Source organism: Pseudomonas sp. AKS31 (assembly GCF_023634765.1).
Lineage (GTDB): Bacteria > Pseudomonadota > Gammaproteobacteria > Pseudomonadales > Pseudomonadaceae > Aquipseudomonas.
The window spans coordinates 22535-46176 of the sequence record NZ_JAMLFX010000006.1 but is presented as its reverse complement, the minus strand read 5'-3'; the positions used below and the strand labels follow the sequence as shown (position 1 = coordinate 46176).

23 protein-coding genes and 1 pseudogene are annotated in these 23642 nt (G+C 59.2%); 16 read left to right on the top strand and 8 right to left on the bottom strand.

The window, feature by feature from the left end; genetic code table 11:
- Window positions 1-22 precede the first annotated feature (22 nt).
- Window positions 23-685 (bottom strand): GMP/IMP nucleotidase, encoded by a 663-nt coding sequence (gene yrfG / locus M9827_RS17790; protein ID WP_250606410.1) that lies wholly within the window; start codon window positions 683-685, stop codon window positions 23-25.
- 88 nt (window positions 686-773) lie between these two features.
- Between yrfG and nudE the strand changes: the two genes are divergently transcribed.
- On the top strand, window positions 774-1340 hold the full coding sequence (gene nudE, locus M9827_RS17785; RefSeq protein WP_250606409.1) for an ADP compounds hydrolase NudE: 567 nt from the start codon (window positions 774-776) through the stop codon (window positions 1338-1340).
- An 11-nt stretch (window positions 1341-1351) separates the two neighbouring features.
- Window positions 1352-2179, top strand: coding sequence for a 3'(2'),5'-bisphosphate nucleotidase CysQ (cysQ, locus tag M9827_RS17780; RefSeq protein ID WP_250606408.1), 828 nt, complete (start codon window positions 1352-1354; stop codon window positions 2177-2179).
- Between the two features lie 204 nt (window positions 2180-2383).
- Here the strand turns inward: cysQ and M9827_RS17775 are convergent, their stop codons facing one another.
- From M9827_RS17775 to rfbC, 4 genes are read right to left on the bottom strand one after another with little or no spacing between them, the layout of a single operon-like run.
- A complete protein-coding gene (locus M9827_RS17775) occupies window positions 2384-2839 on the bottom strand; it encodes a YiiD C-terminal domain-containing protein (RefSeq protein WP_250606407.1) in 456 nt (151 codons plus the stop codon).
- Complete coding sequence (locus M9827_RS17770; protein ID WP_250606406.1) at window positions 2836-4221, bottom strand: sigma-54-dependent transcriptional regulator; 1386 nt, start codon at window positions 4219-4221, stop codon at window positions 2836-2838. Before M9827_RS17770 ends, M9827_RS17775 begins: the two co-directional genes overlap by 4 nt.
- A complete protein-coding gene (locus M9827_RS17765; protein WP_250606405.1) occupies window positions 4218-6026 on the bottom strand; it encodes a sensor histidine kinase in 1809 nt (602 codons plus the stop codon). The genes M9827_RS17770 and M9827_RS17765 overlap by 4 nt, the downstream gene beginning before the upstream one ends.
- Window positions 6027-6067: 41 nt before the next feature.
- Window positions 6068-6613, bottom strand: a complete 546-nt coding sequence (gene rfbC, locus M9827_RS17760; RefSeq protein WP_077570264.1) for a dTDP-4-dehydrorhamnose 3,5-epimerase — start codon at window positions 6611-6613, stop codon at window positions 6068-6070.
- A gap of 166 nt (window positions 6614-6779) precedes the next feature.
- On the opposite strand from rfbC, the gene M9827_RS17755 reads away from it, so the two are divergent.
- The 4 genes from M9827_RS17755 (at window position 6780) to M9827_RS17740 (ending at window position 12432) form a co-directional block, all read left to right on the top strand.
- Entirely contained in the window at window positions 6780-9692 is a 2913-nt protein-coding gene (locus tag M9827_RS17755; RefSeq protein WP_250606404.1) for an aminotransferase, read from the top strand.
- 291 nt (window positions 9693-9983) lie between these two features.
- Window positions 9984-10862, top strand: a complete 879-nt coding sequence (gene aguB / locus M9827_RS17750) for an N-carbamoylputrescine amidase (RefSeq protein ID WP_034151905.1) — start codon at window positions 9984-9986, stop codon at window positions 10860-10862.
- A 5-nt stretch (window positions 10863-10867) separates the two neighbouring features.
- Complete coding sequence (gene aguA / locus M9827_RS17745) at window positions 10868-11974, top strand: agmatine deiminase (RefSeq protein ID WP_250606403.1); 1107 nt, start codon at window positions 10868-10870, stop codon at window positions 11972-11974.
- Window positions 11975-12219: 245 nt separating this feature from the next.
- Window positions 12220-12432 (top strand): hypothetical protein, encoded by a 213-nt coding sequence (locus tag M9827_RS17740; RefSeq protein ID WP_250606402.1) that lies wholly within the window; start codon window positions 12220-12222, stop codon window positions 12430-12432.
- A gap of 187 nt (window positions 12433-12619) precedes the next feature.
- On the opposite strand, the gene M9827_RS17735 is transcribed toward M9827_RS17740, so the two are convergent.
- On the bottom strand, window positions 12620-14713 hold the full coding sequence (locus tag M9827_RS17735; protein ID WP_250606401.1) for a TonB-dependent receptor: 2094 nt from the start codon (window positions 14711-14713) through the stop codon (window positions 12620-12622).
- A gap of 256 nt (window positions 14714-14969) precedes the next feature.
- On the opposite strand from M9827_RS17735, the gene M9827_RS17730 reads away from it, so the two are divergent.
- From M9827_RS17730 to M9827_RS17705, 6 genes are all read left to right on the top strand, one after another.
- Complete coding sequence (locus tag M9827_RS17730; RefSeq protein ID WP_250606400.1) at window positions 14970-15638, top strand: DsbA family protein; 669 nt, start codon at window positions 14970-14972, stop codon at window positions 15636-15638.
- Between the two features lie 297 nt (window positions 15639-15935).
- Window positions 15936-17258 carry an OprD family porin gene (locus M9827_RS17725; RefSeq protein ID WP_250606399.1) on the top strand — a complete coding sequence of 441 codons (1323 nt, stop codon included), beginning with the start codon at window positions 15936-15938 and terminating at the stop codon, window positions 17256-17258.
- Between the two features lie 231 nt (window positions 17259-17489).
- Window positions 17490-18236: a 2OG-Fe dioxygenase family protein gene (locus M9827_RS17720; protein ID WP_034151909.1), complete on the top strand. Its 747-nt coding sequence runs from the start codon at window positions 17490-17492 to the stop codon at window positions 18234-18236.
- Window positions 18237-18315: 79 nt separating this feature from the next.
- Window positions 18316-18693, top strand: a complete 378-nt coding sequence (locus tag M9827_RS17715) for a GNAT family N-acetyltransferase (protein ID WP_130887682.1) — start codon at window positions 18316-18318, stop codon at window positions 18691-18693.
- Entirely contained in the window at window positions 18690-19406 is a 717-nt protein-coding gene (locus M9827_RS17710) for an AzlC family ABC transporter permease (RefSeq protein ID WP_123449419.1), read from the top strand. Before M9827_RS17715 ends, M9827_RS17710 begins: the two co-directional genes overlap by 4 nt.
- Window positions 19385-19702 (top strand): AzlD domain-containing protein, encoded by a 318-nt coding sequence (locus tag M9827_RS17705; protein WP_007952614.1) that lies wholly within the window; start codon window positions 19385-19387, stop codon window positions 19700-19702. Before M9827_RS17710 ends, M9827_RS17705 begins: the two co-directional genes overlap by 22 nt.
- On the opposite strand, the gene M9827_RS17700 is transcribed toward M9827_RS17705, so the two are convergent.
- Window positions 19619-20545 carry a LysR family transcriptional regulator gene (locus tag M9827_RS17700; RefSeq protein WP_250606398.1) on the bottom strand — a complete coding sequence of 309 codons (927 nt, stop codon included), beginning with the start codon at window positions 20543-20545 and terminating at the stop codon, window positions 19619-19621. The two genes, M9827_RS17705 and M9827_RS17700, sit on opposite strands and share 84 nt — an antisense overlap.
- A 334-nt stretch (window positions 20546-20879) precedes the next feature.
- Between M9827_RS17700 and M9827_RS17695 the strand changes: the two genes are divergently transcribed.
- Together M9827_RS17695 and M9827_RS17690 are read left to right on the top strand one after the other, a co-directional pair.
- Window positions 20880-21290, top strand: a complete 411-nt coding sequence (locus M9827_RS17695) for an MbcA/ParS/Xre antitoxin family protein (RefSeq protein WP_250606397.1) — start codon at window positions 20880-20882, stop codon at window positions 21288-21290.
- An 11-nt stretch (window positions 21291-21301) separates the two neighbouring features.
- A complete protein-coding gene (locus M9827_RS17690; protein WP_442967408.1) occupies window positions 21302-21967 on the top strand; it encodes an RES family NAD+ phosphorylase in 666 nt (221 codons plus the stop codon).
- A gap of 44 nt (window positions 21968-22011) precedes the next feature.
- On the opposite strand, the gene M9827_RS17685 is transcribed toward M9827_RS17690, so the two are convergent.
- The gene (locus tag M9827_RS17685; RefSeq protein ID WP_250606395.1) at window positions 22012-22293 is read right to left on the bottom strand and encodes a DUF3077 domain-containing protein; all 282 of its coding nucleotides are present in this window, start codon (window positions 22291-22293) and stop codon (window positions 22012-22014) included.
- 483 nt (window positions 22294-22776) lie between these two features.
- On the opposite strand from M9827_RS17685, the pseudogene M9827_RS27835 reads away from it, so the two are divergent.
- Both M9827_RS27835 and M9827_RS17680 read left to right on the top strand, forming a co-directional pair.
- Window positions 22777-23093: pseudogene (locus M9827_RS27835) on the top strand (transcriptional regulator).
- A complete protein-coding gene (locus M9827_RS17680) occupies window positions 23083-23367 on the top strand; it encodes a helix-turn-helix domain-containing protein (RefSeq protein WP_016986316.1) in 285 nt (94 codons plus the stop codon). The pseudogene M9827_RS27835 and the gene M9827_RS17680 overlap by 11 nt, the downstream one beginning before the upstream one ends.
- The last annotated feature ends 275 nt before the right edge of the window (window positions 23368-23642 follow it).

Below are 23642 nucleotides of genomic sequence, written 5' to 3'. Positions count from 1 at the left end.
CTTCGGCAGCTCCTACAGAAGATTAGAGTCCGGCAATCAGATCCCGATAATCCTCAACCGCCGCAAACTCAGCCGTGTCCTTCGGCCCCTTGCGGCTGTCCGGCTCTTTCACCGCCAGCAAATGTGCCACGCCAAAATCCCGCGCACTGCGCAGTATCGGCAAGGTATCGTCGATAAACAGACTGCGCGCCGGATCAAAGCCGATGTCCGCCTGCAAGGCATCCCAGAACTGCGGGTTCTCCTTGGGATAACCATAATCGTGGGAGCTGATCAGCCGCTCGAAATACGGCGCCAGTTCGATCCGCTCCAGCTTCAACGACAGTGAGTCGCGGTGCGCGTTGGTGATCATGATCACCCGTTTTCCGGCGCGTTTGATTGCCTCCAGAAAGGTATCGGCATCCGGCCGCAAGGCAATCAGGTGCGCAGTTTCCAGCTTCAGTTCACGCACCGACAACTTCAGCTCGGCACTCCAGAAATCAAGGCAGTACCACTGCAACTGGCCGGCGTGGCGTTCGAACAGCGGCTGCAATTCCATCTCGGCCATGGCCCGGCTGACCCCGTGCAGTTCGGCGTAACGCTGGGGCAGGTGTTCCAGCCAGAAGTGATTGTCGAAGTGCAGATCCAGCAGCGTGCCGTCCATGTCCAGCAGAACGGTATCGATGTCGGACCACGGTAATGAAGGCATGGCAACGTCTCGAACGGTAGAAAGATATCCGACATAAACAATCGGGAAAGCCGCGTTATAGTAGCGCGTTCACGCCAAGGAGCTTTGCATGCGCCAGAAACCCACCGTACTTGCCCGCGAGATCGTCGCCACCAGTCGCCTGTTTTGTGTCGAAGAACTCAAACTGCGTTTTTCCAACGGCGTGGAACGCACTTATGAGCGTCTGGTCGGCAAAGTTGCGGGCTACGGCGCGGTGATGATCGTGGCGATGCTGGATGCTGAACACGCAGTGCTGGTCGAGGAATACTGCGGCGGTACCGATGAGTACGAACTGTCCTTGCCTAAAGGTTTGATCGAACCGGGCGAAGATGTGTTGGCGGCAGCCGAGCGTGAACTCAAGGAAGAGGCCGGTTTTGGCGCGCGACAACTGGAACATCTGACCGAGCTGTCGCTGTCGCCTGGTTACATGAGCCAGAAGATTCAGGTGGTCCTGGCGACTGATTTGTACGAAGAGCGCCTGGAAGGCGACGAGCCCGAACCGATGCGCGTCGACAAAGTGAACCTGCGCGAATTGTCGTCGCTGGCGCTCAATCCTCAATTCTCTGAAGGTCGCGCGTTGGCTGCACTGTATTTGGCCCGCGATCTGCTGACCGAGCGCGGGTTCTTTCCAGCATGAGTGAGATATCGATGAAGTTTCCCCACCCGTTGATGGCGCCGGTCGTAGAGCTGGCCTTGCAGGCCGGCGAGGCGATTCTGCCGTTCTGGCGCGCCGGCGTTGAAGTCACGGCCAAGTCCGATGACTCGCCCGTGACAGCGGCGGATCTGGCCGCGCACCACTTGATCGTCGCCGGGCTGACGGCGCTGGATCCGAGCATTCCAGTGTTGTCGGAAGAAGACGCCAACATCCCTCAGAGCGTACGCGCTGGCTGGCAACGCTGGTGGTTGGTGGATCCGCTGGATGGCACCAAGGAGTTCATCAGCGGTAGCGAAGAGTTCACCGTGAACATTGCGCTGATCGAAAACGGCCGCGTGGTATTCGGCGTGGTATCGATGCCAACCAATGGTCGTTTCTACGTTGGCGGCGCCGGGCTAGGCGCATGGCGCTGCGACAAGGGCGGCACACCGGTCGCGATTCAGGTGCGCGATGTGCCGGGGCCGGGAGAGGCGTTTACCGTGGTGGCCAGCCGTCGCCATTCGAGTCCCGAGCAGGAACGTCTGTTGGCCGGGCTGAGTGCCAGTCTGGGCGAGTTGCAATTGACCAACATTGGCAGCTCGCTGAAATTCTGCCTGCTGGCTGAAGGCGCGGCGGATTGCTATCCGCGCCTGGCGCCGACTTCGCAGTGGGACACGGCGGCGGCGCAAGGTGTGCTGGAAGGCGCGGGTGGTGAAGTGTTGGATCTGCGGGGGGAAGCGTTTTGTTATCCGGCACGGGAATCGCTGTTGAACGAGTTCTTTTTGGCATTGCCGGCGAAGGCGGCCTGGCGCGCGAGGTTGTTGGAGTTGGCCCGGGGTTAAGTGGGCTGATCCGCAATCCCCCTCACCCCAGCCCTCTCCCTCAGGAGAGGGAGCCGATCCCGGGATATTTGAGAGTAGCGCCGACCTGGTCGAGTTTTGCTGAATCCATAATCGCTTCGATCTTTCAGGTCGATGTCCAACGCAAGACACCTCACCCTAACCCTCTCCCTTTGGGAGAGGGTTAGGGTGAGGTGCTTTTGATTGTCAGCGATGCAAAACGTACTGCCCGGTAAATGTCACAGCATCCTCATCACTTCCCGCATTGACGATCCGCGTATCAAGCGTCAACCGCGCCCGCCCATAACGCTGATACATCGTCAGAAACTTTTTCCACACCTTTGCATCCGGCGCCGGGCAAATCGCCACGGCATCGCCGGTCACGGGCAGTGGATAACTGATCTGCCCTTCTTGAATCACAATGTGCCCGTCGGTGATGCCTTCTTCCTTCAGACGCAAATGCAACCAGCCCCAACCGGCCAGCACTGCGCCGCAGTAGAGGCTGCCACCGAACATGGTGCTCTTGTGATTGACGTTGGGATCGAGAGGCAGATGCAGGCTCAGTTGCTGCTCGTGCCAGTCGAGCACCTTCAGCCCCATGTCCCGCGTCAGGGGAATGTCGTGATGCAGGACCGATTCCAGATAGCGACTGTCGGTGCTCATTCGTTTTCGTCCCCATGGCTGCTGTCGCCAAAGTTGAGGCCATGCTTGCGCAACTTGTCATGCAGGGTCTTGCGCGGAATACCCAAGGCCTCGGCGAGGCTGCGCACCGAACTGTGCGAGCGCGCCAGTTCCGCGGCGATCAGCGACTTCTCGAAATTTTCCACTTGCTCGCTCAGACCGCCATTGATGACTTCGACCGTGGTGCTGCCAGCGCTTTCAGCGTCAGCGTTATCCAGCGCCAGTTCCAGGCCGAGGGCGAAACGTTCGGCGGCATTCTGCAATTCGCGTACGTTGCCCGGCCAGGTGTGACGCAGCAGCAAGGCGCGTTGCGCCGGTTGCAGTTCGTGGGGCGGCAGGCCGTGGCGGGCGCTGGCTTCATCGGCGTAATGCTGGAACAGCACCAACGCATCTTCGCCGCGTTCGCGCAGCGGCGGAATGCGCAGCGGTGCAACGTTGAGGCGGTAATACAAGTCGGCACGGAAGCGGCCTTGATCGGCGGCCTGACGCAGGTCTTCCTTGGTCGCGGCAATCACGCGGATGTCCAGCGGGATCAGTTGATTACCCCCCAGACGCTCGACCACGCGCTCTTGCAGCATGCGCAGCAACTTCACCTGCACATCCATGCTCATGCTCTCGATTTCATCGAGAAACAATGTGCCGCCGTTGGCAAATTCGAATTTGCCGATGCGGCGTTTCTGCGCACCGGTGAACGCGCCGGGTTCGTGGCCGAACAGTTCGCTTTCCACCACGGACTCGGCGAGTGCGCCGGCGTTGATCGCCACGAACGGGCCATTACGACGGCTGGACAAATCGTGCAGCGCACGGGCGACCACCTCTTTGCCGGCGCCGGTTTCGCCGAGGATCAGCACGTCCGCCTTGGTCGCGGCCAGCGCGCCGATCTGCTCACGCAGGCGCAGCATCGGCGTCGAATGGCCGACCAGCCGCGCGCTCAGTTCATTGCGGTCACTGAGGGCTAAGCGCAGGCTGCGGTTGTCCAGCACCAGGCGGCGCAAGGCGAGGGCGCGACGCACGCTGTCGAGCAGCGCATCGCTGGCAAACGGTTTTTCGAGAAAATCGTAAGCGCCGGCCCGCATGGCCTGCACCGCCAGCGGTACGTCGCCGTGGCCGGTGATCAGCAGCACTGGCAGTTCCGGATCCTGCGCGTGCAGTTCGGCCAGCAATTCGAGACCGTCCATGCCCGGCATGCGAATGTCACTGACCACCACGCCAGGCCAGTCACGCTCAAGTTGTGCGGCCAGTCCTTTGGCTTCGGACAGCGGCAGAATTTTCAGGCCGGCCAGATCCAGGGTCTGGCCGAGGGCCTGACGCAGGTGCGGATCGTCGTCGATCAACACCACCTGAATGCGATTGTCGATGGTCATGCACTTCGATCCTCGGACGGTTGCAGGCTGACCCCCGGCGCACCGGCGCGCAGCCGCAGGGTAATCAAGGCGCCACCTTGCTTGTGGTTGGCGAACGACAGTTCACCACCGAAGGCGCGCATCAGCGTTTCACAAATCGCCAGCCCCAGGCCCAGGCCCTGAGTGCGGGTCTTGGTGGTGTAAAAGGGCTCGCTGGCGCGGCCGAGGGCTTCCATGCAAAAGCCCGGGCCGTTGTCGCGAATGTACAGATTGACGCCCTCGGCGGTGGATTCGGCACTCAGCCACAGTTTGCGCGGCGGGCCTTTCTCGGTGAGCGCGTCGAGGGCATTGGCCAGCAGGTTGCCAAGCACCTGACGCAGGCGCGTTTCCCCGGCCTCGACCCACAGCGTGGCGGCGGGCAGATCGCGGATCAGTTCGACTTCCATGCTGCGCCGACGTTTGGCCAGCAGCGCCAGGGCATCGTCGAGCGCCGGTTGCAGGGCAACGCTTTCCGGCGCGTGGCGATCACGGCGGGCGAAAGCGCGCAGGTGGGCGATGATCGAGGCCATGCGGCCGGTCAGTTCGCTGATCAGTTTGAGGTTGCCGCGGGCGTCGTCGATGCGTTGATGATCGAGCAGCACTTCGGCGTTTTCCGCGTAGCTGCGGATCGCTGCCAGCGGCTGATTGAGTTCGTGGCTGATGCTCGCCGACATGGTGCCCAGCGCTGACAGCTTGCCGGCCTGGACCAGGTCGTCCTGAGCACGCACCAGCTCCTGCTGGGCCTGTTCACGCTCCAGCACTTCCTCCTTCAAACGCCGGTTGAGGCCTTCGAGGTCGCTGGTGCGCTCGGCGACGCGGCCTTCCAGTTCACGACGAGCCTTGGCCTCGAAGGCGATGCGTTCCAGATAATGCCGGCGGCGTTGCATCATCAGACCGAGCAACAGCATCAGCACCAGCAGCGTGGCGCCGCCGATGGCAACCACGGTGCGCACCGGGCGGTCGATCAGCGTGCGCGGGGCGAGGATGCTCACGCTCCAGCCGGTTTCGGCGATGTCGTGGGTCTGGGTCAGCCATGCGCTGGGGCTTAGGTTCAGCGGCCGCGGTGCGCGGGTCGGGTAAGGCTGGATAGCGGTGATCGCCGAGCGTTCGCTGTCACTCAAGTTACGGGTCGAGCGGAAGCGCCATTCCGGACGCGAGGTGAGAATCACCACGCCGTTGTGGTCGGTCACCAACAGTTGTTCCGGGGTTTTGCCCCACAGGCTTTCGGTGTGGTCGAGGTCGACCTTGATCACCAGCACGCCGATGATTTTTTCGCCATTGCGCACGGCGGCAGCGAAGAAGTAACCGCGTTTGGCTGATGTGGTGCCGAGGCCGAAAAAGCGTCCGAGGCGTCCGGCCATGGCTTCGCTGAAGTAGGGACGGAAGGAGAAATTGCGACCGACGAAACTGTCGTGCTTGTCCCAGTTCGACGCTGCCAGCGTCTGGCCGCTGGTGTCCATCAGGTACATGACTTCGGCGCCGGTCTGCGCAGCGATGTTCTTCAGCAGGCGATTGGCATTGCCTTGGGTGACGCCGTCGTCCGGTGCGCCGAGTACCGCGCGCAGGGCGGGCAGGTCGCCGAGGATCTGCGGCAACACTTCATAGCGGTGCAGGGTGCCCAGCAGGTTGGCGACGTAGAGGTCGAGGGTCTGGCGGTTCTGTCCGGCGAGTTCGCTGCGGTAATAGCGCTCGGCGAGATGTTCCAGCGGCCACAGCAGCGGCGCAAGACACAGGGCCAGCAGGGCAAGACTGCGCCAGCGAGGTCTGGGGGGAAGAGTTGGTTTCATGAGCCGATGCGCCTGTAGGGACAGGCGCATTATGCCTAGGCTCAGGCGAAGACGTCAGCGTCCTTGAGCAGAGCGGCGGCTTGATCCTTGGCGGACAGCTTCGGCGCTTCGTCCAGCTGCCAGTCGATGCCAAGAGCCGGGTCATCCCAGCGAATGCTGCGCTCGGACGATGGGTCGTAGTAATTGGTGGTCTTGTAGAGGAATTCGGCGAACTCGCTCAGCACCACGAAACCATGGGCGAAACCTTCCGGTACCCACAGTTGGCGATGATTGTCGGCCGAAAGACGTACCGCTACGGATTTGCCGAAGTGCGGCGAGCTGCGGCGAATATCCACGGCCACATCCAATACTTCGCCAACGGTCACGCGGACCAGTTTGCCCTGGGTGTTTTGCAGTTGGTAATGCAGGCCACGCAATACGCCTTTTTGCGAACGCGAGTGGTTGTCCTGGACGAACTGCGTGTCCAGACCGGTGGCGTCCTGGAACGCTTTGGCATTGAAGCTCTCGTAGAAAAAACCGCGCTCGTCACCGAACACCTTCGGTTCGATGATCAGGACACCGGGCAGGTCGGTGGTGATTACATTCATGAGGATTTCCATAGGCAGGTGTGAATGGCCGACATTCTTGCGCAAAGTGTCCAAGGGTGCGAGTGCCGGAAGAGAAATAACCCCGATACCTTTACGCGGTTGGGGGTTGCGGATCCTGTGAAGCAATGGCGATATAGGCGCCTAATAAAATTTCAGGGGTCGTTTCATGCCGCTCGCCACGTTGATTCATCGCGCCAGTTTGCCCAGCCCGCAGGTGTCTGCAGAGCAGGCCCGGCAATGGCTGGCGGAGCATTACGGACTCAGTGGCACGTTGCAGGCCCTTGGCAGCCAGCAGGATCTCAATTACCGCGTCGACAGCCCGCGCGGTCGGTTCGTGCTGAAAATCTGCCGTGGCGATTACGCTCTGGTCGAGCTGCAAGCCCAGCATGCCGGGCTCAAGTACCTGGCCGAGCACTCGGCGGTGACGGTGCCGCGGGTGATAGCGGCCAATAGTGGCGAAGATCTGCTGTCACTCGAGGTCGGCGGCGAAGCCGTCCATGTACGCCTGCTGGATTACATCGAGGGCCAGCCGCTCACGCATCTCGATCATTTGGGGCGCGATGTGGTGGCGGGGTTTGGCCGGCTCTGCGGCGAGATGGATCTGGCGCTGGCCGGGTTCGATCATCCGGGCCTTGAACGCACGTTGCAGTGGGATGCCCGCCACGCCAGTGCCCTGATCAGCCATCTGCTGCCAGTGATCAACGACGAGCAGCAGCGCACATTGATTGCCGATGCCGCCGAACAGGCTGAACGCCGCTTGCAGCCGTTGCAGGGCAAGCTGCCGGTGCAGGCGATCCACATGGACATCACCGATGACAACGCCGTCTGGGCGCGCGATGCCCAGCGGCACTGGCAGTTGCAGGGCGTGATCGACTTTGGCGATCTGGTGCGCACCTGGCGCATCACCGATCTGTCGGTGACCTGTGCGGCGTTGCTGCATCACGCCAGTGGCGATCCGTTTGTCATCCTGCCGGCGGTGCAGGCTTACCACGCGGTCAACCCGCTGCAACATGCAGAGCTGCAAGCGCTGTGGCCATTGATCGTCGCGCGCGCGGCGGTGCTGGTACTCAGTGGCGAGCAACAGGTCAGCATCGACCCTGCGAATACCTACAGCCGTGACAACCTCAGCCATGAGTGGGAAATCTTTCGTGTGGCCACTTCGGTGCCACAGGAACTGATGGAAGCGGCGATCCTCACTGCCGTCGGTCACAGCTTGCCGGCGATCGACGGCGAAGGTTTTGCGCCCTTGCTGCCCGGTCTGGTCGGGCGTGAATTTGCGTTGATTGATCTGGGTGTCCTGAGTCCGCATTTCGAGGCCGGTAATTGGGAACAGGCAGGCATCGATCAGCACCTGTTGAGCGAAGCGGCGGCGGCCCATGGTTTGGCGGCAAGCCGTTATGGACAGTACCGTTTGTCGCGCACTCGCCCCGACAGTGCCGTTGAACCGGACACCTTCCCGTTGCACGTGGAATTGCGCGTGCCCGATGGCACCGCCGTGGAGGCGCCGTTCGCTGGTGTCGTGCATCAGGCAGTAGACGGCGTGCTGCAACTGGATGGCCCGCAACTCAGCGTGCGCCTCTGGGGCGTGACACCTTCGCTGCACAGCGGCGCGGCATTGGTCAAAGGTCAGGTGCTGGGGGCGGTGAGCGGCCCGTTGCGGGTGCAGTTGTGCCGTGGCGCGCAACTCAATGCGCCGTTGTTCTGTACCCCGGCGCAAGCAGCGGCGTGGCAGGCACTGTGCCCGTCGCCGGCAGCGTTGTTAGGGCTGGCCTGCGATGCCGAACCGGAGCTGGACGCGAAAACCCTGCTCGAACGCCGCGATGCCAGTTTCGCCCGTACCCAGAAACACTACTACGTCGATCCGCCGCGCATCGAGCGCGGCTGGCGCAATCACCTGATCGACATGCAGGGCCGCTCCTATCTGGACATGCTCAACAACGTTGCGGTGCTCGGTCACGGCCACCCGCGCATGGCGGCGGTCGCGGCGCGGCAGTGGTCGCTGCTCAACACCAACTCGCGATTCAACTATGCGGCGGTGGCGGAGTTTTCCGAGCGCTTGCTGAAACTGGCACCCGAGGGCATGGATCGGGTGTTTCTGGTCAACAGCGGCAGCGAGGCCAATGACCTGGCGATTCGTCTGGCGTGGGCCTACAGCGGCGGCCGCGACCTGATCAGCGTGCTTGAGGCCTATCACGGCTGGACGGTCGGCGCCGATGCGGTATCAACGTCAATTGCCGATAACCCGAAAGCCTTGGAAAGCCGCCCGGACTGGGTGCATCCGGTGCCTGCGCCAAACACTTATCGCGGTGAATTCCGCGGTCTTGATTCGGCGCCGGATTACGTGCGCAGCGTTGAGCATCACCTGGCAAAACTCGCCGAGCAGAAGCGCCAACTGGCCGGGTTCATCTGCGAGCCGGTTTATGGCAATGCCGGCGGCATCTCGCTGCCGCCGGGGTATCTGCAGCAGGTGTATGCGCTTGTACGCGCGCAGGGCGGCGTGTGTATCGCCGACGAAGTGCAGGTCGGTTACGGGCGCATGGGCCACTTCTTCTGGGGCTTTGAAGAGCAGGGCGTGGTGCCAGACATCATCTGTATGGCCAAGGGCATGGGCAACGGTCAGCCGCTGGGCGCGGTCATCACTCGGCGGGAAATTGCCGAGGCGTTGGAGGCCGAGGGCTATTTCTTCTCGTCGGCGGGCGGCAGTCCGGTGAGCTGCCAGATCGGCATGGCGGTGCTGGATGTCATGGAAGAAGAAAAGCTCTGGGAGAACGCGCAGGTGGTCGGTGGCCACTTCAAGGCGCGGCTTGAAGCGTTGATCGATAAACATCCGTTGGTGGGCGCGGTGCACGGTTCCGGGTTCTATCTGGGGCTGGAGCTGATCCGCAATCGCGAGACGCTGGAGCCGGCGACCGAGGAGACGACGTTGCTATGCGATCGCTTGCGTGAGCTGGGGATTTTCATGCAGCCGACTGGTGATGACCTGAACATTCTGAAGATCAAGCCGCCGATGGTGACATCGCGCCAGAGTGTGGATTTCTTTGTCGACATGCTCGATCGGGTGCTCACCGAGGGCCTTTGACACTCACCCCATGTAGGAGCTGCCGAAGGCTGCGATCTTTTGATCTTGTTTTTCAAGAGCAAAATCAAGAGATCGCAGCCTTCGGCAGCTCCTACAGCGTTTCGGGGTCAATTCGATTTGTATCGGTATTTTGTGCGTAAAATTAGACGGAATGCATTTCTGTAGCTTCTAAAGCCGATATTTATCGGCTATAAAGTCGCCATTGCTCCGGCATGGCGATCTCATGTCCGGTGCGCGCGTTTTCTTTTCGGTCGAATTGTCGACCGAAAAGCACTTGCCCGGAGATGATTCATGAGCCGTATCGTTACCGTCGCCGCCACTCAGATGGCCTGTTCCTGGGATCTGGAAGCCAACCTCGAAATCGCTGAAAGGCTGGTGCGTGAAGCCGCCGCCAAAGGCGCGCAGATCATCCTGATCCAGGAGCTGTTCGAGGCGCCGTACTTCTGCCAGAAGCCAAACCCGGACTACCTGCAACTGGCGACGACGGTGGAAGAAAACGTCGCGATCAAACATTTCCAGAAAATCGCCAAAGAACTGCAAGTGGTGCTGCCAATCAGCTTCTACGAACTGGCCGGCCGTGCGCGCTTCAACAGCATCGCGATCATCGACGCCGACGGCAGCAACCTCGGGATTTATCGTAAAAGCCACATCCCGGACGGCCCGGGCTACCACGAGAAGTATTACTTCAACCCGGGCGACACCGGTTTCAAAGTGTGGAATACGCGTTACGCGAAAATCGGCGTGGGCATCTGCTGGGACCAATGGTTTCCGGAAGCCGCACGCAGCATGGCGTTGCAAGGCGCGGAGATTCTGTTTTACCCGACCGCAATCGGCAGCGAGCCGCACGACAAGACCATCTCGTCGCGCGATCACTGGCAGCGCGTGCAGCAGGGCCATGCCGGCGCCAACCTGATGCCGTTGATCGCCAGTAACCGCATCGGCAACGAAGAACAGGACGGCTATGACATCACGTTCTACGGCTCTTCGTTCATTGCCAACCAGTTCGGCGAAAAAGTGCAGGAGCTGAATAAAACCGAAGAAGGTATTCTTGTGCACACTTTCAACCTCGACGAGCTCGAACACATTCGCAGCGCGTGGGGTTCATTCCGTGACCGCCGTCCAAACCTGTACGGCGCGTTGAAAACCCTCGACGGTTCCCTGGAGTCCTGATCCCGATGACCACCTTGAAAAGTACCCCGCGCGCCGACGGCTTTCACATGCCGGCCGAGTGGGCGCCGCAGACGCAGACCTGGATGATCTGGCCCGAGCGCCCGGACAACTGGCGTCTGGGCGGAAAACCGGCGCAAGCCGCGCACGCTGCGGTGGCCAAAGCCATCGCACGTTTCGAACCGGTGACCGTGGCGGTGTCCGCCGGCCAGTACGAAAACGCCCGGGCACGCCTCGACGTACCGAATATCCGCGTGGTCGAGATGTCCAGCGATGACGCTTGGGTACGTGACAGCGGCCCGACCTTCGTCATCAACAACAACGGCGAAGTGCGCGGTGTGAACTGGGACTTCAACGCCTGGGGTGGTTTCGACGGTGGCCTGTATTCGCCGTGGAATCGTGATTCGCAGGTCGGCGGCAAGATCCTCGAGATCGAGCGCAGCCCGCGTTACCGCACCGAAGGTTTCGTGCTCGAGGGCGGGTCGATTCACGTCGACGGCGAAGGCACGTTGATCACCACCGAAGAATGCCTGCTCAACCGCAATCGCAACCCGCACCTGAGCCGGGAAGAGATTGAGGCGGTACTGAGCGCCAATCTGTCTGTGGATAAAATCATCTGGCTGCCGGACGGTTTGTTCAACGACGAAACCGACGGTCATGTGGATAACTTCTGCTGCTACGTGCGTCCGGGCGAAGTCCTGCTGGCATGGACCGACGATCCGCAGGATCCGAACTACCCGCGTTGCCAGGCCGCGATGAAAGTCCTGCAAAGCAGCACTGACGCCAAGGGGCGCCCGTTCACGGTGCACAAAATGCCGATTCCGGGGCCGCTCTATGCGACTGAAGAAGAGTGCGCCGGTGTCGATCCGGTGGACGGCACGCAGGAGCGCAATCCGTCTGTGCGCCTGGCCGGTTCTTACGTGAACTTCCTGATCGTCAACGGCGGCATCATCGCGCCGAGTTTTGACGATCCGATGGATGCGCCAGCGAAAGAGATTTTGCAGAAGCTGTTCCCGCAGCACGAAGTGGTGATGGTGCCGGGCCGCGAACTGTTACTGGGTGGCGGCAATATTCACTGCCTTACCCAGCAGCAACCCGCGCCGCACAAAGAGTGAGTTGAGTCGTAACACCTTGAGTTGATTAACAAATCAGCCGGGTAATGATTAGCTCGCTATGCATGTACACAAGCCCGCAGCCCGAAAGGACGGCGGGCTTGTTTGTATCCGCTTGTCGACAATTCAAAGACTTTGGCATAGCTCTTGTATTCATCATCCGTGCACTAGGGAGGGGGAGAACTTCAACAGTTCTGTCATAAACCTTGGATAACGTAGCCGCTCACGAACGGGGAGAGAGCGCTGAAATGAACGCCGAAGTGAACGTAGTCAGCGAGCGGACGTTGCATCCCATGGCCGTTAACGGCGAAGCGCTCCAGATTGTCGCGCACTGGTTGAAGTCCAATGGAACGCGTCAGATCAGGGAACCTGATCCGCGCCGGATGATGATCGAGCGTTACCCCGCTGACCTGTTCAGCGAGGCCGAACTGGAAGCGTTGTGGGCTGTGATGGAAGGATAAGAAGAACAACAGGGATTGGTGAAAGCGCTGCCGGGATGGCGGCGCTTTTTTATGCACGATTATTCTGTACACACCCATTCAATGTGGGAGCGAGCCTGCTCGCGAAGGCGGTGGATCAGGTTACGACGATGTCGACTGACCCGACGCTTTCGCGAGCAGGCTCGCTCCAACAGGGATTTGTGTGAAATCAGAAGCTGTAGGTGCCGGTCATTACGACGCTGCGCGGTGCACCTGGCTGGATCTGATACTGGCTGGTCGCCGACGCGTAGTACTCGCGATCAGTGATGTTGTTCAGTGCCGCGCGCAAATCCCAATCCTTGAAGCGGTAACCGACCAAGGCATCCCAGCGGCCGTAACCCGGCAACACGGTGGTGTTGGCGTTATCGGCATAGCGTTGGCCAACCAGGGTCAGACCGGTTTCGCCGTACCAGCCCATTTCCGGTTTCCAGGTCAGGAACAGACTGCCGTTGTGCTTGGCAACGTTGTTGATGCGTTTGCCTTCCAGGCCGTTGTTGTCCTTCTCGATCTTCGCATCCTGCAGACCGATGCCACCGCGCAGGTACCAGTTGCCGACGAGATTGCCGGTGGCCGTCAATTCGATCCCGCGCGAGCGTTGCAAACCTGACATCACCGTCAGGGTCGGATCGTTTGGATCAGTGGTGCGGCGGTTGTAGAGTTCCAGATCGTAGATCGCCAGCGTGGTGCTCAAGCGGTCATCGAACCAGTCGCTTTTCACGCCGAGTTCTTTCTGCTTGGTCAGCTCGGGGCTGAGGTCGTTGGTGTTACCGGCCGCGCCCGGGGTGATGCCGATCAAACCACCGCCGACTGGCGAAAAGGTCTTGGACCACGAGGCGTAGAACGAATGGTTCTGCAACGGCGTCCAGACCAGGCCGACGCGCGGGCTAGTGCTGTGGCTGTCGCGGTCTTCGGAGATGTTGCGCAGCTTGTTGGTCGACTCGATATCGAAAGTGTCGTAACGCAGACCGGCGAGCACTTGCCATTGATCGTTCAAACGCAGTTGATCTTGCACATATACCGCACGGCTTTCGACTTCGGTGTGGCTGCTGCTGGAGACCTGCATGCTGCCGGTATGGCGCAGATCACGGTTCGGGTTGTAGAGGTCGAGCGATGGTACCGGCTGTGCGCCCGGCGTTCTGCCGGTAGCGGCGTTGTACAGTGTCGGATCGCGGCGCTGGCTGCCGATCTCGATGCCGGTGAGCAGGCGATGTTCAAGGCCGAAGGTATCGAAACCGCCTTCAAGCTCAAGGTTGTTGTAGACGTTGCGGGTGGTCAGATCCTGCTGCCAGTGCTGGCGCGTGACCTTGTTGGTCGCCGGCGTGTAACCGGTGAGGTAGGTGTTGTCGAAATCACTGTCGAGGTTGAACACGCCGAGGGTCTGGCGCAGTTGCCAGTTGTCGTTGATTTCGTAGGTGAGTTTCGAGCGCAAGGACTGCGACTTGTCATCGATGAAGTCGTGATCGTTGCCGTAGGTCGTGTCACGACCGACATCGGCCGGGCGCCCGTTGACGCCGGGAATACCGCGATCCGGGGTGCGGTTGTAGCGGCTGTATTCGTATTGCACCAGCCAGTTCAGGTCCGGCGTCAGTTGCCAGCTCATCGACGGCGCGAACAATTGGCGATTGCCACTGACACCGTCGCGGAAGCTGTTTTCATCCATGTTGCCCATGTTCAGGCGCAGGCTGATGTTTTCGCTCGGGTCGGTGCTGAGGTCAGCGTAAAGACTGCGCAAATCTTCGCTGCCCGCCTGGGCTTCGATAGTCGAGCGCCGGCCGAACTCAGGCATTTTGCTCACGCGGTTGACGATCCCGCCCTGACTGCCACGCCCGTAAAGCACAGCGGCTGGGCCTTTGAGCACTTCGACACGTTCGATGTTGTGCAAGTCGCGCTTGTACTGGCTGTCGTCGCGGATGCCGTCCAGATAGAAATCGTTGCTGGCATCGAAGCCGCGAATGCGCAGGCTGTCGAAGCGGGTGTCGGCGCTGCTGCTGACGTTGGGCATGCCACTCAAGGCGTCGCCGATGTCATTGGTGCCGTAGTTGGCAACGTTTGAGGTCTTGATCGAATCGATCGCCTGGGGCACGTAGCGCACGGGCGTCGAGGTCCGAGTCGCGGTGCTGCTCAGTTTCACGCGCGGGTCATCGACTTGCGCTTCGGCGCTGATCGCGGTGGCGGGTAGCTCGGTCGCGGCGTAGGCAAAACCGCTGGATAGAAAAGCAGAAAGCCCAAGGGTGACGGGCGTAAGACGGAACGGGGCAGGCATTGAACAGCGCATCCGAAAGGGTGGAAGAATTCGACCGCACGAATGGTAATGCTTTGCATTTACTTCCGTTAATTATTCCTTATAAGTTCCCTTGTGTGATTGTTTCAATTTGTGTCGGCTCCGACACAATCTGCCTGAATCGACAATTCGACCGATTCATGAAACAGACTGAAAGCCATTCCGGCGTTTTTCCGCAAAGGTGCGGCGACTAATCTGCCGCCATCGATTTTCCTGACTTTCTGCCGGAGCGTTCCCCATGATTCTTCATTACATCTACGACCCCTTGTGTGGCTGGTGCTATGGCGCCAAGCCGCTGGTAGACGCGGCGCAGGCAGTGCTGCCAGTGATCGCGCATGCCGGGGGAATGATGAGTGGCGCCAATCGCCAGCGCGTTTCTGCGCAACTGCGCAATTACGTCATGCCCCACGACCGACGCATCGCCGAGTACACCGGCCAGCCTTTTGGCGAGGCGTATTTCGATGGTTTGCTGCGGGATCACTCAGCGGTGTTCGACTCAACGCCACCGATTGCTGCGGTCATGGCGGCCGAAGCCATCGACCGCGGCGGTTTGCGCCTGTTGGGCCGCTTGCAGACGGCGCACTATGTGGAAGGGCGACGCATTGCCGATTCCGCCGTGCTGCTGGAATTGGCGATGCAGATGGGTTATGCGCAGGACGATTTCCACATTGCGCTGGAGTCGGTTGACAGCGAGGGTCATATAAAAGCCAGTCGCCAGTTTCTGGCGCAATTGGGCGGCCAGGGTTTTCCGACCATGGCAATGGAACAGAACGGCAACTTCCAATTGGTCGACATCAGTCCATGGCTGGGCAAGCCGCAGGCATTTGCCGATTGGTTGAAACAGGCCATCGTTCTTGATGAGCCAAGCAAAGCCTCTGCACTTTGTGCTGTCGATGGCTGCGTTTGATACACACTGGATTCACTGGCTGCAGGCATTTCCCAGCAAGGAGTCAGCGCAAAATTTACGTTTCTTAGACGATTTTTACCTATTTAAAGACGATTCTTGAAATTGACACATTGTTCAGGGCGCGGCTACGATTCGGCCCAACGCCTGTGGCCAACCGCCATGACTCAAAATAAGGAGCAGGCCCGCCATCACGTTATCGTGGGCGGGCCTTTTTGTTTCGGGGTGAATAAAAGAGTGCAAAAGCGCCGTTTCCGCCGTTCGACACAGCGCGTTTCAACCCGTAATAAGGAAAACAAAATGTTGAACAAGCGAATCAGTCTGATCGCACTGGGGATGTTGAGCGCCACTTCGGCCATGGCTAACGACCAGGCCGAGTCCAAGGGTTTTCAAGAAGACAGCAGCCTCAAAGTGCTGCTGCGCAATGCCTACATCAATCGTGATTACAAAGACGGTAACAAAGACAAAGCCGAATGGGGCCAAGCGGCCATCGGTACGTTCTCGTCCGGCTTCACCCAAGGCACCGTCGGTGTCGGCGTTGACGCCTTTGGTCTTTACGCGCTGCGTCTGGACGGCGGCAAGGGCCGCAGCGGCGCCGGTGGTATCGACTTCTTCAAGCAAGAAAACAGCTACGTAAAAGACCACAACGGCAGCGCGGCCAACGACCTGGCCAAGGCCGGCGCGGCGGTGAAGTTTCGCTTCTCCAACACCGTGCTGACCTACGGTGACCAGATGTCGGCCCTGCCGGTGCTGAACTACGACAACTCCCGCCTGCTGCCGGAAAGCTACACCGGTACGTTGATCACTTCCAAAGAGATCAAAGGCCTGGAACTGAACGCCGGTCGTTTCACCGCCGAATCGCGCAAGAGCGATGAAGGCCGTGACAGCGGTGGTCTGAAGTCGATCAATGTGCTGGGCGGTAGCTACCAGTTCACTGAGCGCTTCAAGGGTGCGCTGTACGCTTCCGACGTTGAAGACGTATTGAAGAAACAATACGTGAACGCCAACTACGTGTTGCCGTTCAACAAGGATCAGTCGCTGACCCTGGACTTCAACGGCTATCGCACCAAGCTGGACAGCTCGTACGTTCGCGAAAACACCGTGCCGGGCAAAAGCATCGTCACCGGTCAGGACAACAAGATCTGGAGCCTGGCAGCCACCTTCGCCACCGGCCCGCACTCGTTCACCGTGGCGCACCAGCGTTCCACCGGCGACAGCAACCTGGGCTACGCCTACGGCGGCTACCAGAAAGATCAGCAGCGTGTCGGCGATGGCGGCAACACCATCTACCTGGCCAACTCCTACTGGTCGGACTTCAATGCTGAAGACGAACGCAGCTGGCAGCTGGGCTACGGCCTGGACTTCGGCGCATTCGGCGTGCCGGGTCTGAGCTACAACTTCGCTTACGTGCGTGGCGACAACATCACCACCTCCACCAGCGAAGGCGGCACCGAACGTGAAATCTTCAACCAGTTCAAGTACGTCGTGCAAAGCGGCCCGGCCAAAGACCTGAGCGTGAAACTGCGCAGCTCGATCCTGCGTGTTTCGCAGAAGTCCAGCGAGTACAACGTCAGCGGCAACGAGCTGCGTGTATTCGTGGACTACCCGATCAACATCTTCTGATGAACGATCAGGTGTAATGAAACTGAGAAAGCCCCGACTGGTTCGGGGTTTTTTTTCGACGGTTTTTCGATGAAAACCGCAATAAACCCGTGTTTTTGTCATGTAAAAGTTGTTTTTGAGTGACTGCAAACGCCGTTTCAAGCAGGGCTTTAAATGCCTGAAATTCTTTCTCATGGACGCAAATTCTCCACCTAATAGATTAGGCCGCTCAACGCAGCGGAGAATTTGGTAATGATCGTTTTGAACAGAGAAGTGGGCGAATCGCTACGGCGCGACAAATATGTCAACGTCCAGGGTGGTGACTTCAATCTCTACGGTCATTTTGCCGACTTCGTCAGACTGACCAAAAGTTGGGAAAACATGGAGCCTGACAGTTACTACGGTCAGGCCGAAGCCGGCATGCGTTACCGTCGTTACAGCGACTTTGAGTACAACCCGAAAACCCGCGAGCTCAAGCAACTCGAGCATCGCGCCTACGTGCAGTCCAAAGAGAACAACGCCTATGTTGGCGGCCTGGTACGACACTTTCAGGACTTCTCCGATGAAGTGATTACTTCGCCGGTAATGCGCAGCCTGATCGACACCGATTTCGAAGTGTACAAAAGCGTACTGCCGGAAGAGCTGCACGATGAAATCTGGCAGTGCCAGATCCATCAGATCCGCATCGAGATCAAACCCGGCAAGCAACTTGAAATCACCCCTGAAGGTATTCACTGCGACGGCTATCCGTTCAGCGGTGTGCACTTCTGGGGCCGCAACAACGTCGAGGGCGCGGAGAGTCGTTTGTACGACATCCACGAGCATCAACTGGCGTCGACCACTTACCAGGAAATTCTCGACACCACTTACTTCCTTGATCGCGATATGCGCCACTACGTGACCCCGGCCCGCAACACGCACACCCATGCGATGGCGTACCGGCAGATTCTGGCGATCTCTTTCTCGCGGCCCGGGACCGCTTTCGACATTGTTCGCTAATCAGATCACCCCAATCGACGGCGTCGAGTGCTCGACGCCGGTGGTGCTGCGCCGCGCCACGGCCAAGGATGCGCAGCGCATGGAGCGTTTTTTCCGCCAGTTCGACGAAGTGTCGTTCTGCGAGTGGCAGGATGCCAAGTGCCTGCGCGGTGTGCTGATCCAGAAAACCACCACGGCCTATCTCGCCTTCGACGTCGAAGGCGAAATCGTCGGCGCGGTGCTCGGCGGCATGCTCGGCAGTCGCGGCACGATCAATCATCTGGCGGTCAGCCCGCGCTATCGCAGCCAGGGCGTCGGTCAACGCCTGGTTGAAGCGGCGTCGTCCGATATGAAACGGGTTGGCGTGTTGCGGATGTTTCTGTTCGTCGACGATGCTAACCTCGCGGGCAAGCGATTCTGGGCTGCCCAGGGTTTTTGCGAACCCCACGGCGAGCGGACATTTGAGAGGGATCTATGAATGAAACGTCCGGCAGTGCGCCGCTGATGGCTACCCATCAGCCGTCGCGCACCTTTGCCGAAGCCAGCCCGGTGGTCGCCGGCTACTTCACGGTGTCATTCGTGTTCGGGCTGATGGCCGTCAACGCAGGATTGCCGATGTGGCTGCCGGTGGCGATGTGCTTGTTCGTTTACGCCGGCGCTTCGCAATTTGCCGCGCTGGCGCTGATCTCCAGCGGTGCTTCGCTGACCACCATTGTGCTGACCACGTTCCTGATCAACGCGCGCCACATGCTGATGTCGGTGTACATGGCCAAGGCCCTGCGGGCGCTGGGGCTCAGCCGCATGGAGCGCTGGGCTTACGCCGGTGGCCTGACGGACGAATCCTTTGCGTTCCACAGCGTCAAACTCGGCACTGGCGCGCCGGTCAACGTGCGCTATCTGATCGGTTTCAACCTGTTCTGCCACACCTCGTGGGTGCTCGGCGGTTTGCTTGGCGCGGTCTGCGCGCAGTACGCGGCGCACCTGATCAAATATCAGCTCGACTATGCCCTGACCGCGATGATGCTCTACGTGCTGGTATCGCTCTGCAACACCCGTAACAAACTCATCGCCGCTGCAGCCGCTGTGCTGTGCATGGGCGCACTGAGCCTGGTCGGCAGTTCGCCGTTCAATGTGTTTATCGCCACGTTTGTGGGCTGTGGAGTGGGTGTATGCCTGACCAAACGTTCCTGATTCTGGTGGTCGCGCTGATGATGGCCGTGACCTTTCTGCCGCGCGCCTTGCCACTGCAAGTGAATACCGAGCACTGGCCGCCGTTTGTTGCGCGGGCGCTGGAATACTTGCCAGTGGCGATCGTCGCTGCGATCAGCCTGACACCCTTGTTGATCAAGGATCAGCACATACAGCTCGATCGCCCGGAATTCTATGCCGCGATTCCGACGTTGTTATGTGCGTATTTCAGCAAAAACCTCTTTCTCAGTGTGGCGGTTGGGACGGCTGCGTACATTGCGCTCGGCTCGTTCATGTAGCGGCAAGTCGACGACATCGTTGAGTGCCTGGTTCGACAACGCCGGATTGTTCACCGCCAGACGCACTTCGAGAAAATCCTCGAACCCGGGGAAAATCGTCAGGCCGTTCTTCTGCGCGGCTTCACGCGAGACCATGCCGACCGCATCCATCTGCGTGATCAGCGACAGCGTCAACGTTTCACTGCACGAATAGACCATGCGCTGACCGTTCTCGTGATTGCCCAGCCCGGCGTCGAGAAAACGCAAAAAGCTGTGGGAATACGGACAATCTTCCGCAGGACGTACCTGAAACTTGTTGCCCAGCAACGTCAGTGGATCGTTTTCCTGCCCGCAATGGGCACCGACCACCTGTACCTGTACATCCGGCAGGACGATACTCGGCAAGCCCGGCCGTTGCGGGCCGATCAGCACCGCGAGGTCGAAGTCTTCATTCTTCAGCTTGCTGAGGTTTTCCATCGACTCGGCGTAGCTGAATTCCATCTGGTAATCGGGAAACACCTCGATCAGGCGTCCGATCATTCGCCGATTGAAGTCAGCCGACAACGTGTTGTTCAACGCCACCTTCAACGTTCGCTGGCCCGGCACCTTCAGCGCCTCGACCTTCTCTTCCATCTGTCGCGTGGCAATCAGCACTTTGTCCATGTAAGGCGTGAGCTCAGTGCCTTGCGGCGTCAGCGTCAGGCCTTTGTTGGACCGTCGAAACAAGCGGAAACCGAACTGCTCTTCGACCTTGTTCAACTGCGCGGCCAACGCCTGCACAGTCAGGCACGAATGCTCGGCTGCGGCCGACAACGAGCCGGTCTGCACGATGCGCATGAGGTTGCGTAAGGTTCTGCTATCCATGGGTAATGCCCTCTGAAGTGGGCTGGGTATTGTTGTTTACGAGACTGCCGGTCAGGCGCCATATGCTGGCTATATTCCTGTACCTGAGCATAGTTGTCGCGGGTTTAGTAGCGAATTGATGTCCTCGCCGATGGCTGGAGGCTGACACAGGATCGGGTTTTTTGGTGACGTGGGGGTGATGAAGGTCAAAAAAATGCTGACTTGGAATAACAATTCGTGGTTTTTTCCGGGATCTGATCAAAGGGACGAATTGATTCATTTGCGGATTAAAAGAAAACAAACATCCCCATCTGTACTAGGCTTGAAGGCATGTCATTCAGCAACGGAGGTGGTCGTGCCTACTTCATCCACTGCCCTCACCCCGCGTGAACAACTCGACGTTCCGGAAGCCGGGCGCGTTGCGTTGAAGTTCTTCTTCAACCTCATGGAGCGCTGGGGCTGCAACGCCGAGCAGCAGCGCACACTGTTGGGGGGCGTCGGCAACACCACGTTCTACAAGTACAAACATCTGCCGCCGAATATCCGCCTGCCGCACGATACGCTGGAGCGTATCTCGTACCTGATGGGCATTCACAAAGCGTTGAGCATCATCTTCAGCAACAGCAGCGAGCGCGCCTACACGTGGGTCAGCAGCCCAAACACGGCTGCGCCATTCAATGGCCGAACGGCGCTGGATTACATGCTGGCGGGGAGGGTGGTCGACATTGCCGACGTGCGCCGTTACCTCGACGGGGTGCGCGGTTGAAAGTGCCTGATTTGGTGGATGTGCAATGGCCGAGAGCCTACCGGATCGTCAACAGCAGCTTCCCTCCGATTGCGTTGTTCGAAGACGTGCTCGATCCCGAAGACCTGGAAGTTGCCTACGCGCTGGAAGCGCTAACCAATGATCGGTTGATAGAGCAGGCCGGGGTTCTCGCCCGAGTGCGTCCCGAAGATCGACTCTCCGGCCCCGGCTCGACTCCGGTGATGGCTGCGTTCACCCACATCGGCAAACGCAGTCGTTTCTGCGATGGCACCTTTGGCGTGTACTACGCCGCCAGCAGCCAGGCCGCCGCCATCGCCGAAACCTGCTATCACCAGGAACGTTTCCTCGCAGCCACCAACGAAGCGGATCTTGAGTTGACCATGCGTACTTACGTCAATCGGGTGGTTAAACCGCTGCACGACGTTCGTCATGACTTCCCAGACTTACATCAACCCGATCCAGACGCCTATGGCCCGTCCCAAGCGTTTGCTCGACAACTGCGCGAGTCTGAATCCTGGGGCCTGCTCTACAACAGCGTTCGCCTGTCGGGACACGAATGTGTCGCCGCGTTTCGGCCTCCGGCGGTTTCGATTCCGAAGCAGGGCAAGCATCTGCGTTATGTGTGGAGTGCGAGCCAGCGCCGGATTTCGTTTGTGTTTGAGATCAGTCAGGTTTGAAACGCAAAAAGCCCTCGCATCAACGAGGGCTTCATGTGGGTGATTTACATCAACGGCTTGTCCGGCGGCGCATCCATCACTTTCACTACATCATCTATCAGTGCCTTGCTTAACTCCTGCAGATACTGGGAGGCATAAGCGTGAAGGTCAGGATCGCGAGAGACTGTGGAGTCAGCGGTCAGTAGCTTGGAGATGTGAAGCAAATGTGAGGCGTGCGAGAGAGCGGCTATTACTGGAACACCACGATTGGTGCGGAACAGCGCTTGATTGGCCTGGAAGGAAAAGTGCGTGAGGCCTGGGGTTTTCAGATCGAGGTAGTTGGTCATTTCGCTTCACCTGCCGTAAGGAAGTGTCGTGAGGTGACCGTTGCTGCAGTTCGGTGAATTGCTGATGGATCCATGGCATTCATTTGTGAACTCCCTGTATCAAATGAGAGCCGCCATTTTCGTTCTCAGGCGAAAGGGTGGCAGCTATGCGCAGGCTGAGAAACCGGAGATACAGGAACCCGGCAGACCCGGAGGTCTCCCACGCACAGCCGCCATTGCACGGTTATGCAGACGCAAAAAATGCGCCGGCAAACGTGAGTTGGGCGCTGGTGCGCCTGCATCTTACGCGGGTTCTCAGGCCCGGTCGCTGAATTGGCAGCGACGAGCTGAACGGTAGCTTTGCGAGAAGCGAATGAGCAACGGTGGCTAGTAGTGGCTTCTCGTTACAACAGATTTCACAAGGCTTCGCGCCATGCATTTCGTCGATCTGTCCCTATAAACGTTTATGGTTTGTTTGTACGGCGTAGCCGTATAGTCAGGTTCATGTATACAATCATCGAAACGGAAATGTTCAAGCGCTATGCAGACGCATATGGGTCGATGGTGAGCGCCATGAATTCATAAATTGGCTTGCTGCAAATCCTCTGGCTGGTGATGTCGTGCCTGGCAGTGGAGGTTTGCGCAAGGTGCGGTGGACTCGCAGCGGCATGGGTAAGCGAGGCGGTACACGTGTCATTTATTACAACACGCTTTCTGAAGGCTCGATTTGGTCGCTCATTGCCTACACCAAGGCAAAGCTCGACAACTTGCCCGTAGCCTTCCTTGAGCAACTGAAGGAGGAAATCAGCGATGGTCGATGAACTGGAGCAATTCCAGCAGGACTTGCTGGAATCTGTACGTCAGATGAAGGCCGGAAAGGCCGCGCGTGTAACGCAGGTGCCGCTCTCTGCGGCAGCGGAAGCACGTGCCAAAGTGGGCGTTTCTCAAAGTGCGTTTGCCAAGTTGATTGGGGTGAGTTTGCGGACTTTGCAGGATTGGGAGCAAGGTCGCAGGCAGCCGACTGGTGCGGCGCAAACTCTCCTGAGGGTTGCCAGTCAGCATCCTGAAGCGTTGCGGGATCTGCACCCTGCTTGATACCACTTAAACCTTTGGGCTGACTTCTGCTACATAAAACAACGAAGCCCCTGCATTTCTGCAGAGGCTTCGTTTTGTATGGCGTCGGCACTAAAATCGAAAAAAGAATTCAGGTTGCGACTCTCTCTATTAATTGAAAAACGTGGTCTGTCCCTGAGGGATCCCCACAAATCTACTCCAGGCTCTGCGCCTGATGATGCACCTGATCGCGCAGAGCTTTCTCCAATCTTTCCCAGTCTCCGCTGCCTCCGAACTCTGTGCACCTGCGCCAGTAT